The sequence below is a fragment of the Pseudomonas sp. TE3899 genome, assembly GCF_056279105.1.
This window is the reverse complement of the sequence record NZ_JBWBQR010000001.1, coordinates 3,434,438-3,448,867: the sequence shown is the minus strand read 5'-3', so window position 1 is coordinate 3,448,867 and position 14,430 is coordinate 3,434,438. Positions and strand designations below refer to the sequence as shown.

At 60.8% G+C, this 14,430-nt stretch carries 17 protein-coding genes; 12 read left to right on the top strand and 5 right to left on the bottom strand.

Annotation, left to right across the window (positions count from 1 at the left end; translation table 11 throughout):
* Positions 1-13 precede the first annotated feature (13 nt).
* Positions 14-1,240 carry an aminotransferase class I/II-fold pyridoxal phosphate-dependent enzyme gene (locus tag ACZ89E_RS15815; protein ID WP_476256020.1) on the bottom strand — a complete coding sequence of 409 codons (1,227 nt, stop codon included), beginning with the start codon at positions 1,238-1,240 and terminating at the stop codon, positions 14-16.
* A gap of 201 nt (positions 1,241-1,441) precedes the next feature.
* Between ACZ89E_RS15815 and ACZ89E_RS15810 the strand changes: the two genes are divergently transcribed.
* The 4 genes from ACZ89E_RS15810 (at position 1,442) to ACZ89E_RS15795 (ending at position 6,222) form a co-directional block, all read left to right on the top strand.
* Positions 1,442-2,350 carry a LysR family transcriptional regulator gene (locus ACZ89E_RS15810; protein WP_476256019.1) on the top strand — a complete coding sequence of 303 codons (909 nt, stop codon included), beginning with the start codon at positions 1,442-1,444 and terminating at the stop codon, positions 2,348-2,350.
* A gap of 245 nt (positions 2,351-2,595) precedes the next feature.
* Complete coding sequence (locus tag ACZ89E_RS15805; RefSeq protein WP_123597175.1) at positions 2,596-3,789, top strand: CaiB/BaiF CoA transferase family protein; 1,194 nt, start codon at positions 2,596-2,598, stop codon at positions 3,787-3,789.
* On the top strand, positions 3,786-4,712 hold the full coding sequence (locus ACZ89E_RS15800; RefSeq protein ID WP_476256018.1) for a hydroxymethylglutaryl-CoA lyase: 927 nt from the start codon (positions 3,786-3,788) through the stop codon (positions 4,710-4,712). The genes ACZ89E_RS15805 and ACZ89E_RS15800 overlap by 4 nt, the downstream gene beginning before the upstream one ends.
* A 178-nt stretch (positions 4,713-4,890) precedes the next feature.
* Positions 4,891-6,222 (top strand): MFS transporter, encoded by a 1,332-nt coding sequence (locus ACZ89E_RS15795; RefSeq protein WP_476256017.1) that lies wholly within the window; start codon positions 4,891-4,893, stop codon positions 6,220-6,222.
* Positions 6,223-6,300: 78 nt separating this feature from the next.
* On the opposite strand, the gene ACZ89E_RS15790 is transcribed toward ACZ89E_RS15795, so the two are convergent.
* Complete coding sequence (locus tag ACZ89E_RS15790; RefSeq protein WP_149657222.1) at positions 6,301-6,789, bottom strand: DMT family transporter; 489 nt, start codon at positions 6,787-6,789, stop codon at positions 6,301-6,303.
* 78 nt (positions 6,790-6,867) lie between these two features.
* Here ACZ89E_RS15790 and ACZ89E_RS15785 point away from each other — a divergent pair, with 78 nt between their 5' ends.
* Complete coding sequence (locus ACZ89E_RS15785; RefSeq protein WP_476257056.1) at positions 6,868-7,782, top strand: LysR substrate-binding domain-containing protein; 915 nt, start codon at positions 6,868-6,870, stop codon at positions 7,780-7,782.
* 9 nt (positions 7,783-7,791) lie between these two features.
* Here ACZ89E_RS15785 and ACZ89E_RS15780 read toward each other — a convergent pair whose 3' ends face one another.
* Positions 7,792-8,097, bottom strand: a complete 306-nt coding sequence (locus ACZ89E_RS15780; protein ID WP_178128989.1) for a hypothetical protein — start codon at positions 8,095-8,097, stop codon at positions 7,792-7,794.
* A gap of 164 nt (positions 8,098-8,261) precedes the next feature.
* Between ACZ89E_RS15780 and ACZ89E_RS15775 the strand changes: the two genes are divergently transcribed.
* The 7 genes from ACZ89E_RS15775 (at position 8,262) to ACZ89E_RS15745 (ending at position 13,155) form a co-directional block, all read left to right on the top strand.
* On the top strand, positions 8,262-8,999 hold the full coding sequence (locus ACZ89E_RS15775; RefSeq protein WP_149657220.1) for a PA3715 family protein: 738 nt from the start codon (positions 8,262-8,264) through the stop codon (positions 8,997-8,999).
* A gap of 26 nt (positions 9,000-9,025) precedes the next feature.
* Complete coding sequence (locus ACZ89E_RS15770; RefSeq protein WP_476256016.1) at positions 9,026-9,751, top strand: PA3715 family protein; 726 nt, start codon at positions 9,026-9,028, stop codon at positions 9,749-9,751.
* A gap of 6 nt (positions 9,752-9,757) precedes the next feature.
* The gene (gene fos / locus ACZ89E_RS15765) at positions 9,758-10,198 is read left to right on the top strand and encodes a fosfomycin resistance glutathione transferase (protein ID WP_476256015.1); all 441 of its coding nucleotides are present in this window, start codon (positions 9,758-9,760) and stop codon (positions 10,196-10,198) included.
* Between the two features lie 33 nt (positions 10,199-10,231).
* Positions 10,232-10,870 carry a LysE family translocator gene (locus ACZ89E_RS15760; protein WP_476256014.1) on the top strand — a complete coding sequence of 213 codons (639 nt, stop codon included), beginning with the start codon at positions 10,232-10,234 and terminating at the stop codon, positions 10,868-10,870.
* 81 nt (positions 10,871-10,951) lie between these two features.
* Positions 10,952-12,301 carry a sensor domain-containing protein gene (locus ACZ89E_RS15755; protein WP_476256013.1) on the top strand — a complete coding sequence of 450 codons (1,350 nt, stop codon included), beginning with the start codon at positions 10,952-10,954 and terminating at the stop codon, positions 12,299-12,301.
* Positions 12,302-12,418: 117 nt separating this feature from the next.
* A complete protein-coding gene (locus tag ACZ89E_RS15750) occupies positions 12,419-12,577 on the top strand; it encodes a KGG domain-containing protein (protein WP_133837415.1) in 159 nt (52 codons plus the stop codon).
* Positions 12,578-12,651: 74 nt separating this feature from the next.
* Positions 12,652-13,155: a DUF4142 domain-containing protein gene (locus tag ACZ89E_RS15745; RefSeq protein ID WP_476256012.1), complete on the top strand. Its 504-nt coding sequence runs from the start codon at positions 12,652-12,654 to the stop codon at positions 13,153-13,155.
* Between the two features lie 42 nt (positions 13,156-13,197).
* On the opposite strand, the gene ACZ89E_RS15740 is transcribed toward ACZ89E_RS15745, so the two are convergent.
* Together ACZ89E_RS15740 and ACZ89E_RS15735 are read right to left on the bottom strand one after the other, a co-directional pair.
* Positions 13,198-13,608, bottom strand: a complete 411-nt coding sequence (locus tag ACZ89E_RS15740) for a low affinity iron permease family protein (RefSeq protein ID WP_149657215.1) — start codon at positions 13,606-13,608, stop codon at positions 13,198-13,200.
* A gap of 170 nt (positions 13,609-13,778) precedes the next feature.
* Complete coding sequence (locus tag ACZ89E_RS15735; protein ID WP_476256011.1) at positions 13,779-14,318, bottom strand: AidA/PixA family protein; 540 nt, start codon at positions 14,316-14,318, stop codon at positions 13,779-13,781.
* Between the last annotated feature and the right edge of the window lie 112 nt (positions 14,319-14,430).

Sequence of the window (14,430 nt, the reverse complement as noted above, 5' to 3'; positions counted from 1 at the left end):
TCTTCCCTGGGTTTCAGTGGCCGACATCCTGGCCGTGGGTGCGCAACAGTTCGCTGATGAGTTCACAAAAGTGGCGGATCAACCCGGGCTCCATGTCGGCCCGCAGGGTAATCCGGATGGCCGCCTGACCTTGCGCCACCACCGGGAAAAACACCGCCGAAGTGAAGAAGCCGAGGTTGGCCAACTCGGTCGCCAGGCGGTTGGCCAGCGCCGCTTCACCACAGCGGATCAAGCGAATCGCCATGTTGCTGCGGTGCTGCTCGGTGCGGATCAGGCTGTCAAAGAGCCGGATATTAACCTGAAGTTTTTCCTGCAATGCGGTGAATTCCGCCGTGCGATGCAGTTTGATCGAGGCCCGGCCGGCACCGATTGCCGCACTGTTCAGGCTTTGCGACCAATTGCTCGGGCCGCCGTAACGTTGAATCAGTTTCCTCTGCCGTTCGTTGCCGAACATCACCAGGCCACCGCTGGCGCCGAACGATTTGGCCAGTGACGCGACGATCAGGCAGTCATCGTCAAGGGCTTGCAGCCTCGGACGGACCAGGCCGGCGCCGGACGTGCCGACGGCGGAGAGGGCGTGGGAATCATCCAGGTAGAGAAACAGCCCGTAGCGATCCTTCAGGTACAACAGACTGTCCAGGTCCGCCACCCCGCCCATGCTGTAGGCGCCGTCGGCGACATACGCGACCGTGCCGTGCTGCTGGCACTGCTTTTCCAGGAAGTCCATGTCGTTATGCGGGCTGGTCACCACCCGGGTTTCGTCGGCACACGCGGCCTTGAGGTGGTTCATCGAGTAATGCGCCAAGCGATCGAACACCATCACCGGCGGGCGGTTTTCAGTGAACACGCCGCTGGCCAGCAGCGGCAGGATCCCGGCACTCGCCGCGCTGCACGACAAGGTGCTCAGGCATCGGGCACCGAACAGGTCGGACAGTTCGCTTTCGTACTGGTCCAGGATTGCCAGTTTGCAGCGGTTTTTCGAATTGGCGACGCGCAGGGTGCCGGTTTCCCACAAGGTGCTCATGGCGCCTTTGAGCAAGTCGGGGTGGTGATCCAGGCCCAGGTAGGACGTGGTGCAGAAGTGATGAAACGCCCGTCCGTACTGGTCGACCATGCGGTTGGCGCTGCGGATGTCGACGTTGAGCCCCGCGACTTTTCCGGCTTCGGCGGTTTCCCAGTCGTAATCGGCCAGGGCGATCAGTTTTCGATAATTGGTGAAGGTGTTGGCTGTCTGGTCCATAGAGAGTGTTGCTCCTTGTGTGATACAGCGTGTTTGTGTGTTTCCAGACTTTACGGAATGCGGCGGGAGCGTTGAATCGGCCGATTCCTGCATGTTTGAGTGTTACAAGAGATTTACGTGTAGGACGGTGGCGTGTGAGGCTGTGGGCTAAAACCGGGCTATCCTGCCGACTCAGCCGAACCCACGCCATCGAGCCCACCCATGCTGCAAAAAAGCCTGATCCGCCGCCTCGACCTGATCACCCTGCAGTTATTCGTCGCCGTCCACGAAGAGGGCACGCTGACCCGTGCTGCCACGCGAGAAGCGATCGCAGTGTCGGCGGCCAGCAAGCGTTTGATGGAGTTGGAGGAGGCGTTCGGCATCAGTCTGTTCGTGCGTCAGGCCAAGGGCATGACCCTGACGCCGGCCGGGGAAACCCTGTTGCACCATGCCCGGCAGATGTTGTTCAACGTCGAGAAAATGGGCCTGGAATTGGGCGAGCACAGCCACGGGATTCGCGGGTATGTGCGGATGCTGGCGAACCTGTCGGCGATCATTCAGTTCTTGCCCGAAGACTTGCGGGACTTCTCCGAGCGGCATCCGCAAGTGAAGACCGACCTTGAGGAGCGTCCCAGCAGCGGGGTGATTCAAGGCGTGCTGGATGGTGTGGCGGACCTGGGGATCTGCTCCAGTGACAGCGATGTCAAAGGCCTGCACAGCGTGCTGTATCGCCAGGACAAACTGGTGGTGTTGATGCCGCCGGATCATCCCTTGGCCAGCCGTGAAACCCTGGCCTTCGCCGATACCCTGGACAGCGATTACGTCGGCCTGCATGCCGCCAGCTCGATCAACATGCGCACCCACGCGGCGGCGCGCAAGGCGGGCAAGGTGCTGCGGTTGCGGATTCATGTGCCGGGGTTTGATGCGATGTGCCGGATGGTCCAGGCCAACATGGGCATCGGCATCCTGCCGCAAAAGGCCTATGAATTGTTTGGCCGGGCGCTGGGGTTGCACGCGGTGCCGTTGACCGATGACTGGTCGGATCGGGCGTTGATTCTGGTGGTGCGCGATGAAGCGGGGTTGTCGCCGGTGAGTCGGATGTTGTTTGAGCAGTTGCGCGGGCATACCTGATAGATCGTTGTTGGATGGGCCGGCCTCTTCGCGGGCAAGCCTCGCTCCTACAAGGGCAGCGCCCGGCGTGAAACACCACCAAACCTGTAGGAGCGAGGCTTGCCCGCGAAGGCGGACCTGAGGTCGCGGTAATGTCGGCCGAGCGTTCGCGTTTCACGAACGCCCATTGCCAACTGAAGGTTGGATTCCTTACCCCCCGGTCCTCTAGCCTTGGCACATAGTCCAAGAATAAGAGGTACCCCGCGATGACTGCCCCCCTGAGTGCAATCAAGGTGATCGAGATCGGCACGCTGATCGCTGCACCGTTTGCTGCGCGCATGCTCGCCGAGTTTGGCGCCGAGGTGATCAAGATCGAAGCCATGGGCCAGGGTGATCCCCTGCGCAAATGGCGAAAACTGCACGAGGGCACCTCGCTGTGGTGGTACCTGCAATCGCGCAACAAGAAGTCTCTTGCGCTCAATCTCAAATCCCCTGAAGGCATCGAACTGGTCAAGCAATTGGCGACCAGCGCCGACGTGCTGATCGAGAACCTGCGCCCCGGCGCCCTGGAAAAACTCGGCCTGGGCTGGGACGTGCTGCACGCCCTCAACCCCAACCTGACCCTGGTGCGCATTTCCGGCTACGGCCAGACCGGCCCGTACCGCGACCGTCCGGGCTTCGGCGCCATCGGCGAGGCCATGGGCGGGATTCGCTACACCACCGGTACCCCCGGTTCACCGCCGGCCCGGGTCGGTGTCAGCCTCGGCGATTCCCTGGCGTCGTTGCATGCGGTGATCGGCGCGCTGATGTCGCTGCTGCGGGTCAAGACCGGGCAGGGCGGTGGGCAAGTGGTGGACGTGTCGTTGGCCGAAAGCGTGTTCAACGTCATGGAAAGCCTGGTGCCGGAATACGACATGCAGGGCCACATTCGCGAACGCAGCGGCGGGGCGTTGCCGGGCATTGCGCCGTCGAATACCTACCTGACCGCCGATGGTGCTTATGTGGTGATTGCCGGCAACAGCGATCCGATCTACAAGCGCTTGATGAACGTGATCGGTCGCAGCGATCTGGCCGACGCCCCGGAATTCGCCCACAACGACGGCCGCGCCTTGAAAAGCAATGTGCTCGACGCCGCCATCACCCACTGGACCAGCAGCCTGCCCATCGATGACGTGCTGGCCGCGCTCGAAGCCGCCGAAGTCCCGGCCGGGCGCATCTATTCGGTGGCCGATATCGTCGCCGATCCGCACTACCAGGCGCGGGACATGCTGCTCAACGCCGACCTGCCCGGCGGCGCCACGGTGAAGATGCCGGGCATCGTGCCCAAACTCTCCGAAACCCCCGGCGGGGTGAACTGGTCCGGGCCGCAACTGGGTCAGCACACCGACGGCATCCTTGCCGGGCTGGGCCTGACCGGCTCCGACATCGAACGGCTGAAAGCCGCAGGAGTGGTGCAATGATCACTGACTTTTCCCAGACGCTGATCGTGCAGGAAGTCTCGCCGCGCGACGGTTTGCAGATCGAGCCGACCTGGGTTGAAACCGCTGACAAAATTGCGCTGATCGATCAGCTGTCGCTGGCTGGGTTCAGCCGGATCGAGGCGGGATCGTTCGTCTCGCCCAAGGCCATTGCGGCGTTGCGCGATGGCGAGTTGGTGTTCAAGGGCATCACCCGGCAACCGGGGGTGATCTACGTCGCATTGATCCCCAATTTGAAAGGCGCGCAACGGGCGTTGGCGACAAGGGCGGATGAACTGAATCTGGTGATGTCCGCCAGCCAGACCCACAACCTGGCCAACATGCGCATGCGCTGTGAAGACTCATTGGCGGCGTTCGGCGAGATCGTGCAGTACGTCGACGGCACACAGGTGCGCCTCAACGGCAGCATCGCCACCACGTTTGGCTGCCCGTTCGAAGGCAAGATCGATGAGGATCGCGTGCTGCAAATCGTCGAGGCCTATCAGGAACTCGGCATTCAAGGCATCACCCTGGCCGACACCACCGGCATGGCCAATCCGCGGCAAGTGGATCGACTGGTGCGGCGGGTGTTGCAGCGGGTGTCGCCGGCGGACCTGACCCTGCATTTCCACAACACCCGCGGTCTCGGTTTGTGCAACGTGCTGGCCGCCTACGAGGCCGGCGCCCGCCGCTTCGACGCCGCGCTCGGCGGCCTCGGCGGTTGCCCGTTTGCCCCGGGCGCCTCGGGCAATATCTGCACCGAAGACCTGGTCAACCTGTGCGATGAAATCGGCATCCACACCGGCATCGACCTGCCGCTGCTGCTGAAACTGTCCCGAGGCTTGCCAGCGCTGGTGGGCCACGAAGTGCCCGGCCAACTGGCCAAGGCCGGACGCAACTGCGACCTGCACCCAAGCCCATCCTGACACCACCGAATACTCCCTGTAGGAGCGAGGCTTGCCCGCGAAGAGGCCCTCACATTCAACATCATCGTTGACTGACACACCGCCTTCGCGGGCAAGCCTCGCTCCTACAGAAAAACGATTACAAACCAGACAACAAAAACAATCGGACACCCACGGGCAGTCCGCCTGGAGAAACCCCATGAGCCTCAACGTACTGGAGGCGGGCGCGAGCCCGTCCGTTAGCCACGATGTCGAAAAAGCCCTGGTCAGCAAAGTCGCCTGGCGCCTGATGCCGCTGATCATGGTCTGCTACCTGTTCGCATTTTTCGACCGCATCAACATCAGCTTCGCCAAGTTCCAGTTGCAGACCGACCTGAGCCTGAGCGACACCGCCTACGGCCTCGGCGCCGGGTTGTTCGTGGTCGGTTACGTGCTGTTCGAGGTGCCGAGCAACATGATGCTGTACAAGGTCGGCGCCCGGCGCTGGATCGCCCGGATCATGATGTCCTGGGGCGTCGCCACCGCCGCCATGGTCTTCGTCAACAGCGAATGGCAGTTCTACGCGCTGCGCTTTGTGATCGGCGCGATGGAGGCCGGTTTTGCCCCCGGCGTGCTGTATTACCTGACGCTGTGGTTCCCGCAGCACTATCGCGGGCGCATCACTTCGATGCTGTTTTTGTCCTCGGCATTTGCCGGTCTGGTCGGCGCACCGTTCTCCGGTCTGGTGCTGCAACACCTCGACGGCTTCATGGACATGCGCGGCTGGCACTGGCTGTTCCTGCTCGGCGGCGTGCCCTGCATCGTTCTCGGTTTGCTGGTGCTGAAATTGCTCAAGGACCGCATCGAAGACGCCCATTGGCTGACCGCTGCGGAGAAAACCCTGCTGGCCAGCCGCATCGCTCACCATGAACCGCACAAGGGCGGCGGCTCGCTGCTCGCGGCGTTGAAGATTCCGGGGTTCCTGACCTTGGGGCTGATCTACTTTCTGATCCAGGTCGCGTCCTACGGCTTGAATTTCTGGGCACCGCAATTGATCCGCAGCGCGGGTACCGAAAGCCCGGTGAAGATCGGTTTGCTGACCGCCATTCCCTACATCTGCGGGGCGATCAGCATGGTGGTGATCGGGCGCTTGTCTGACGCCACCGGCGAACGCCGCAAGTTTGTCGCCGGCCTGGTGACGCTGGGGGCGGTCGGGTTCTTCTGTGCCGGGATCTTCGCCAACCACACGACGTTCCTGATTGTCGCGCTGGGCTTGCTCGGTGCCGGGATCATTGCCTGCATCCCGAGCTTCTGGACCCTGCCGCCGAAACTGCTGGCCGGCGCGGGTGCCGGTGCAGCAGGTGGGATCGCCGTGATCAACACCCTCGGCCAGTTTGGCGGCATCGTCAGCCCGGTGATGGTGGGGCGGATCAAGGACCTGACAGGCAGCACCACCCCGGCGCTGTACGTGATTGGCGTTGCGGCGCTGATTGCGGCTGCACTGCTGATGTGGGGCTTGCCGCAGAAGCTGCGCACCCTCGACAAGTTTTAAAAGATCGCAGGCTGCCCCAGCGCCGACAGGGACCACGCATCCCCGTAGGCGCTGGCGCAGCCTGCGATCTTTTGATTTTCAAGAAGTCGCAATCAACGCTTTACCCGATGCTCCACTGAACTGAATCAACACCACCCCCGCCACCAGCAACACCGCGCCCAACACCCGGGGCAAGGTCAACTGCCGCTCCACCAGCCCGAACAGCCCGAAATGATCGAGCAGCATCGAGGCAATCACTTGCCCGGTCAGCGCCAGCACCACAAAGCCCGACGCACCGAGTTTCGGCAGCAACATCACCGCCAGCGCGACAAAGCACACGCCGAACACGCCACCGGCCCACATCCACAACGGCGCCTTGCTGATAAACGCCAACGACGGCAGCGGCAAACGCAGGGCGAGGATGATCGGCAGCAACACCAGCAAACTCACCAGCAACGAGGCCAGCGTCGCCCATAACGGATGCCCGAGGCCGCGACTCAGGTTGGCATTGATCGCACTTTGAAACGGCACCACCGCCCCGGCAATCACCGCCAGCAGCAACAGGCCGGCCCACTGCAACGTACTCATGTTCATGACTCCAACAGGTTTTGCTGGACTCTAGGGTATTCGCCGCGCAAATTTAAATTCCGATTCGCTATGCAGAACATGCAGCAGATGAATGATCTACGACGCATCGACCTCAACCTGCTGGTGATCCTCGACGCCTTGCTCAGCGAGCAGCATGTGACCCGCGCCGCCGAGCGTCTGCACCTGAGTCAACCGGCGGTCAGCCATGCGTTGGGACGCTTGCGCGATCTGCTCGGCGATCCATTGCTGGTGCGCGCCGGCGCCACGCTCGTGCCGACCCCAAGAGCGCTGGAGTTGATCGCACCCTTGGCCGAAGCCCTGGCCCAGGTGCAATCGCTGCTGGCGCCGAACACCTTCGATCCGGCCACCGCCAAACGCACCTTTCGCCTGGCGATGTCCGACTACGGCGCGGCCATCGTCCTGCCGGGGCTGATCCGCACCTTGCGCCGGGAAGCGCCGGGCATCGACCTGCAAATCAGCCACGCCAGCCGCGAAGGCATGCTTGATGGCGTGCTCAACGGTGACATCGACGTCGTGGCGGGGGTGTTCCCGGAATTGCCCAACGAACTGCGCAGCACGCCGCTGTTCGACGAGCACTACGCCTGCCTGGTCGACCGCCACAGCCTGCCCGCCCACGGCACACTCGACTTGCCAACCTACCTGGCCCGGCCCCACGTCCTGCTGGAAATGCGCGGCAGCGGCACCCCGGAAATCGAACGGGCACTAACGGCGTTAAGGGAGCGCCGACGCGTGGCAATCAGCCTGCCGCACTGGAGTGTTGCGCCGGAATTTATCGCCGGGACGGATTTGATCCTGACGGTGGCCTCGCGTGGGTTGCGCGACGTTGATGAAAAGACATTGATCGTCGTGGCGCCGCCGTTTCATATTCCGTCGTTTACCTTTGTGCTGGTCTGGCATAAACGGCGGGGCGGGGATCAGGCGTTGAATTGGTTGAATGGGCGGATTGGGCAGGGGATAAACCCAGTCAGTTAAGCCGATGAGTCACTTGTGGCGAGGGAGCTTGCTCGCGCTGGACTGCATAGCAGTCCCCTTCTTTTTAGGTAAAGAGAGGGCCGCTTCGCAGCCCGGCGGGAGCAAGCTCCCTCGCCACAGGTTCGGTGTCAGGCCTGAATGATCGGTATTGGGCACTGGGCGCCATTTTTCGGCGATTGCATTCAACTCCTCGGTTGTAGCGAAGTCACCTGCATCGGCTTCTTTGATCGCCGCCCGAATGTCCTCCATTTCCCAGGAATGGTTGGTGGAAGTATCGGCGGTGTTAAGTGGCAGATGCTCTGAAAAGTTAGGCATGGAGGTCTCGATTTCACGGCTTGTAACTCGAACATACAATGTGGCCGCGTCGAGTGGCGGTCCGGTCCGTTCTTCTTGTCGTAACAATTTGTTGAGCGGAAGCCGCGCACCGAGGATAGTGCGCGGCAGCATTTGACTGGTTTGAAACACACAAGGAACAGGGAATGACATTGAAGTCTGGCTGGATGGGTTTTGCAGCGCTGTGCGGTCTGGTGATGACGGGGCAGGCGTTTGCCGCGTGTGAGAAGCCGCCGTTTTATGGGGATTTCGGCTATTCGGTCTGTAAGGACTGGCCCGCTTACCCGGGGCTGGCGATTACGGCGATCTCGCAATTCGAGTCGGGTTTTTCGGCCAGCGGTTCCGGTCCCGAGGGCAAATATGATCTCGACCTTGCCGTTGTCTCGGCGGGTGATTCGAAACCGCTGGCGACTTATCACCAGTCGTCCGCGTTCGAGTCGGATGCCATTACCTTTGAAGACCTGCAACTCGATACGGCGCGCTACACGCTTACCCCCAACCTGCGAGCCTTCGGCGTGCGCGCCACGTTCAAGGGCTCGTCACGGGTCAATCCAATGGATGAAACGCTGCTCTCGCTCTACGTCAAAGAGGGCAACACGCTGCGTCCGGTCATGGATCGACTCATCACCTATCAGTACGGCGGTGAATGGGATGGCAATTGTGCCGGCGAGCGTTATGAAATCACTCGAACCCTCGAAATCGGCAAGACCAGCTCCCATGGCTACGCGGACCTGATCGTCAAAACAGTGTCCATGAGCACGGTCGGGAAGGGTGAGGGCGAGGCGTGTGTATCCAACTCCGTGACCGCCAAACCGATACAGACGACGCTTCGGTACGACGGTAAAAACTATGTGTTGCCAGGTGACTTCACGAGCGTTCAATGACTGCGCATCCATCAGGGAAGAACATGATGAGCACACGCAAACTGCTGACCTCTCTCACTGTCCTCGGCCTCATCGCGGCGGCCAACCAGGCACAAGCGGGTTGCGAAGAAGCACCCGCAGACACGCCGTCTGTCACCCTTTGCAAAGTCTGGCCGGCGTATGAGGACCAGACCATTGTCGCCACGACGACGTTCAAGCCGGATTCTCCCGACGGCAACGGCGATGTCGGAAACGTCGATCTGGAGTTGGCGCTCATCCGTTCGTCCAGTGCGAAACCGCTGGCCAGCTACCGTAAAAAAGATGCCTATTCTTCGGACGCCGTGGCGTTTCAAGGCCTGAGCATTGATACGGCACGCTACAAGTTGACGCCGGACGCTCGCGCGTTCGGCATCCGCTCGCGTTTTGAAACACGATCAAGCATCAATTCTTACTACACGAATGAACTGGCGTTGTATTTGCGCGATGGCGCCACCTTGCGCCCCGTGTTGGAAGGGTTGGTGATGTCGACGGGGCGGGGCGAGTGGGACGGCAACTGTGCGGGAGAGGGCGAGCGAACCGAAAGAACCGTCGATATCGGCAACACGCTTCACAACGGCTTTGCGGATCTGGTTGTCAGCTCCACCGTGACGGAGACTCAACGCTTTCTGATGGGTGAAGAGTGCCAGGACAAGGCCAAAAAGTTGAAAACCACTCGAGTCATCCTGAATTACGACGGCAAGCAATACGTCATACCAGAAGCGCTCAGAGGTTAATCACCCATGCTCACCGGCCTCAACCACCTTACCCTCGCGGTCACCGATCTCAATCGCAGCGTCGCGTTCTATCAAGGCCTGCTGCACCTGCGCCTCGACGCGATCTGGGATGCCGGCGCCTATCTCTCGCTGCCGGGCCTGTGGTTGTGCCTTTCCTTCGATCCACTGCGCAAGTCCGAACCTGCCGCCGACTACACCCATTACGCGTTCACCGTCAGCGCTGCGGATTTCACCGTGTTCGTTGAACACTTGCGATCTACCGGGGTGCAGGAATGGCGCGATAACCGCAGCGAGGGCGCGTCGTTCTACTTCCTCGACCCGGATGATCACAAGCTCGAAGTCCATGTCGGGGATCTGGCGTCACGGCTGCAAGCCTGTCGGCAACGGCCGTACGCTGGCATGAAGTTCTTCGACGATCAGTCAGACGCACACCAAGTCCTGAGATAGACTGGCCAGCATTCGCTTAAACAGGAGTTCCCCATGACCCCATCGCTACTAATGGCCGTGCTCGCCTCAGGCTTCATCTACGGCATCACCCCCGGCCCGGGTGTGTTGGCGGTGTTCGGGATTGGCGCGGCGCGGGGGCGACGGGCGGGGGCGGGGTTCCTGTGCGGGCATTTGCTTGGGGATGTGGTCTGGTGCAGCACGGCGCTGATCGCGATTGTCGGCGCCCGGGAAATCGGCAGCACGGCGTTTGATGTATTGGGCGTGCTCAGCGGGCTGTATCTGTTCTGGCTCGGTGTGCGCGCGATTCGCGCTCGCCGCAGCAGCGCTGAAACCCCGCAAGGGCCGGCGCGGCAGCCGTTCTGGCACGGCATTCTGTTCGGCCTGACCAACCCGAAAGCCTACCCGGTGGCCGTGGCGACGTTCACCGCGTTGCTGTCCAGCCGCGCCGAATTGCTCCATTGGTCGATGCTGCCCTGGCTGATTGCCCTGAGCTTCGTGGGCGGATTGCTGGCGTACGCTATTCTCATTGGCATCGTCGGTGCGCGGCAGGTGCGCACCGTGTATCAACGGCATGAGCTGTTGATCACCCGGTTGTGTGGGGTGATGTTCATCGGTTTCGCGATCAACGCCTTGGTGCATGCATTGCCAGGCTTGGTCACGAACAAGGCTTGAGGCTGATCGCAGGGACGCGTCAGCGGCACCGGTCACGGATGGTTTTTCAGCGCTACATGGCCCGGACACGCACCCTGCACCATGACCACTAGAAATTCCGCGCCTTTGGCGAGCTATATCGACCTCTTGCTGGACGCCGTCTGTGCGGTGGATAGGCAAGGTCGCTTTGTATTTGTCAGCGCGGCCTGCGAGCGTATTTTCGGTTACACCCCGGATGAATTGATCGGTCAGCCGATGATCGAGCTGGTACACCCCGCCGATCGCCAGCGCACCCTCGATGCCGCGCGAGAAATCATCGGCGGCGAACCCAAGCTCAACTTCGAAAACCGCTACCTGCGCAAGGACGGCCGGGTGGTTCACATCCTTTGGTCGGCGCGCTGGTCGGAAGTCGATCAACTGCGCATCGCCGTGGCCCGGGACATCACCGAACGCAAACAGGCCGAGTCGCGACAAGCGGCGTTGTATGCGATCTCCGAAGCGGCCCATGCGGCGGAAGATTTGCTGGCGCTGTTCAAACGCATCCACACCATCATCGGCGAATGGCTGCCCGCGCTGAATTTTTCCGTGGCGCTGTATGACGAACACTGTGCGCAGCTGAATTTCCCCTATCACGTCGACGACCGTGAACATCAGCCCGAACTGCCCGGCACCGTCACCGGGCGTTTGTGTGCGGAGGTCATTCGCAACGGCCAGTCGATCCTGCTGACCTCGGAACAAGATCAACTCCCCGAAGGCTTCAAGGCGCTGGTGGCGGGGCAGGATTCCCCGTGCTGGCTCGGCGTGCCGCTGAACTCGCAGAACGGCACCATCGGTGCGCTGATCGTCAAAAGCGAGGCCGGCGGCGAGCGCTACACCGAGCAGGACAAGGAGTTGCTGCAATACGTCTGCGCCCAGGTGGCGACCGCCATCGAGCGCAAGCAGCTGCACGCGCGGCTGCAACACATGGCCCAATACGATCAACTCACCCAACTGCCCAATCGCGAATTGCTCCGCGAGCGGCTCAAATCGTCGCTGGCGCAGGCCCGCTCCGAGGGCGGGCGGATGGCGCTGTTGTACGTTGATCTCGACCGTTTCAAACTGGTCAACGACACCCACGGTCATGCGGTCGGCGATATGTTGCTGCAAGCGGTGGCCAATCGGCTCAAGGGCTGCGTGCGGGAAAGCGATACCGTGGCGCGCATCGGCGGCGATGAATTCGTGGTGCTGCTGCACAGCATCCATGCCGCCAAAGACGCCGACAGCGTCGCCGGAAAAATCCGACAAGTATTGCTGCAACCCCTGCGCCTGGATGGCCACAGCCTGAACATCGAACCGAGTATCGGCGCGGCGATTTATCCTGAGCATGGCCTGGAAGAAAAGCAGCTGTTCCGCTACGCCGACGAGGCGATGTACGCGGTCAAGCGCCTGCGTCACCGGCCGCTCGAAGCCTGAGTTTTCACCACCGTTCGTCGCAATATCCCCGATTTTTTCTAAACCTTTGGCCAGATCGGAATTCTGATCCTATGCGGGCCTGTGCTCGCCGCGATCAACACCAAGAGGTAGAGAATCATGCCTAACTCAAGAAACTCGAACGCGGATAACCATGCCAACGATCGAACGAAGGCGTCTGAAGCCGGTCGCAAAGGTGGGAAAACTACCACCACGACTGTCGACAAAGACCCTGCGAAACCCGATATGGGCCGCAAAGGTGGTCAGAAATCCAAGTAGTGGATAAGGTAGTTTTGATCGAGAGGCGGGAGCGAAAGCTCCCGTTTGAATTTTTTCGAATGGAGGGCGCGACCATGAGCCGGATGGCCACCCGTATACGCAATGCCAGTTTTGCCACGTTGCTGGGCCTGTGCGCCAGCAGCGCTTTTGCCCAGTCGCCTGCCGACTTCATCAACGATGCCTCCGCCAAAGGCATGGCCGACATCGAAGCCAGTCGCCTGGCGCACCAGAAAACCGAATCCAAGGAGGTCAAGGACTACACCGTCGTGGTTATCAACGACCTGACCACCGCCAACCAGCATCTGGCGAAAATCGCCAAGAAGCTCGACCTGCCGGTCGCGCCTCGGGAAGAAGTGATCGATAAGTCCAAAACGATGATCCCCGAAGTGAAGGATGGTCCGACGTTCGACCAGGCCTACGCGGCCAGTCAGGTGCAAAACACCCAGGCTGCTATCGACCAGATCCAGCAGGAAGCGCAGACCACCGACGTTCCGGAAATCAAGGCATTCGCCGAAGAAACCTTGCCCAAACTGCAAAACCATCTGCAGATGGCCAAGGCCCTGCAAGCCAGCCGCTAGCCCCTATGCAGTGCGGGTGACCGAGGTCACCCGCCGAGGATTTCAGCATTGATCCAGGTTCGACTTCGGCTTGTCGCCGCTGGGGGCGACATTCATGGAAATCGTCTCGCCTTCGCCAATCTTGCGGTACTGCTTACGCAACTCTTCCAACTGCTTCAAATCCAGCGACTCCAGCCCCAACATCGCGTTCTGCGCCTCCTTCGTCACCCGCAGCAACTCATCGATCTTCAAATGCAAGATGTCCGTATCGCGGTTCTGGGTGTTCTGGATCAGGAACACCATGAGGAAGGTGATGATGGTGGTCGAGGTGTTGATGATCAGCTGCCAGGTGTCGTTGTAACCAAAAATCGGCCCGGTTAACCCCCACACAGCAATCAGAATGATCGCGATCAAAAACGTCGTGGGACTGCCGGCCCACAGCGCGAGTTTCTGCGAGACTTTTGCGAATTTCATTGCCGTGTTCCTTCTAGGGATGCGCCTGAAATTCAGACAGCGACGGCGTGTTGGAATTTCTTTTTTAACGAGGGTTGCGGGGGGGGCAAAAGATCGTAGCCTTCGGTGGAATACGCTCGGCGGAGCTGCCGAAGGCTGCGATCTTTTGGCGATGTTGAAGCCGAATACACTCAAGCAGAAAACTTCACCTCAACCGCCCAACTGAAATACCCCACCGCTTCGCACTGTTGGTTAACCAACATAAAGCTCAATTCGCAGGCGGCGACGCCCGGGGTCAGTTGCGCGCACTCCCAGTAGTGATCATCGGCCAGGTGGCTGGCCGGTTGGGTCGGGTTTATCGGGTCGGGGGCCGGAACGGTGAGGCCTGCGTGTACCACCAGTTTCGGAGCGGAGAGGACTTGGGTATCGCTCACGGCCATGTCGTAGAACACCACGCTGTTTTCAGCGAGCAGACTCACGGTGCGGCCGCGAATGTGGAAGGTTTTTCCATTGCAGGTGGCTAGCGTCAAATAGCTGTCACTAATCGCTATTTGATTGGCGTCTTTCCCGCCGACGGCAAAGATGAATCCTTCGCTGATGGTCGTCGGATCTTGTGCCTCAAGACTGGGTGTCGGGTACTTTGTCAGCAGCGATTCGGCATCAACAATCAGCAGCACATTGTTGGCCGTCGCAACGCTGGATGAAGGCGATTTGATCGGTTCGGAAGTCATCATGGATTCCTTTCATGATGGTGGCACTGCACGGCAGCCGCTTCGGTTCATGCAAGACATCCTGTTCCTGCCGAAACGGCAACGAATGGGGTTGGCCCCTTGTCGCCAAGGG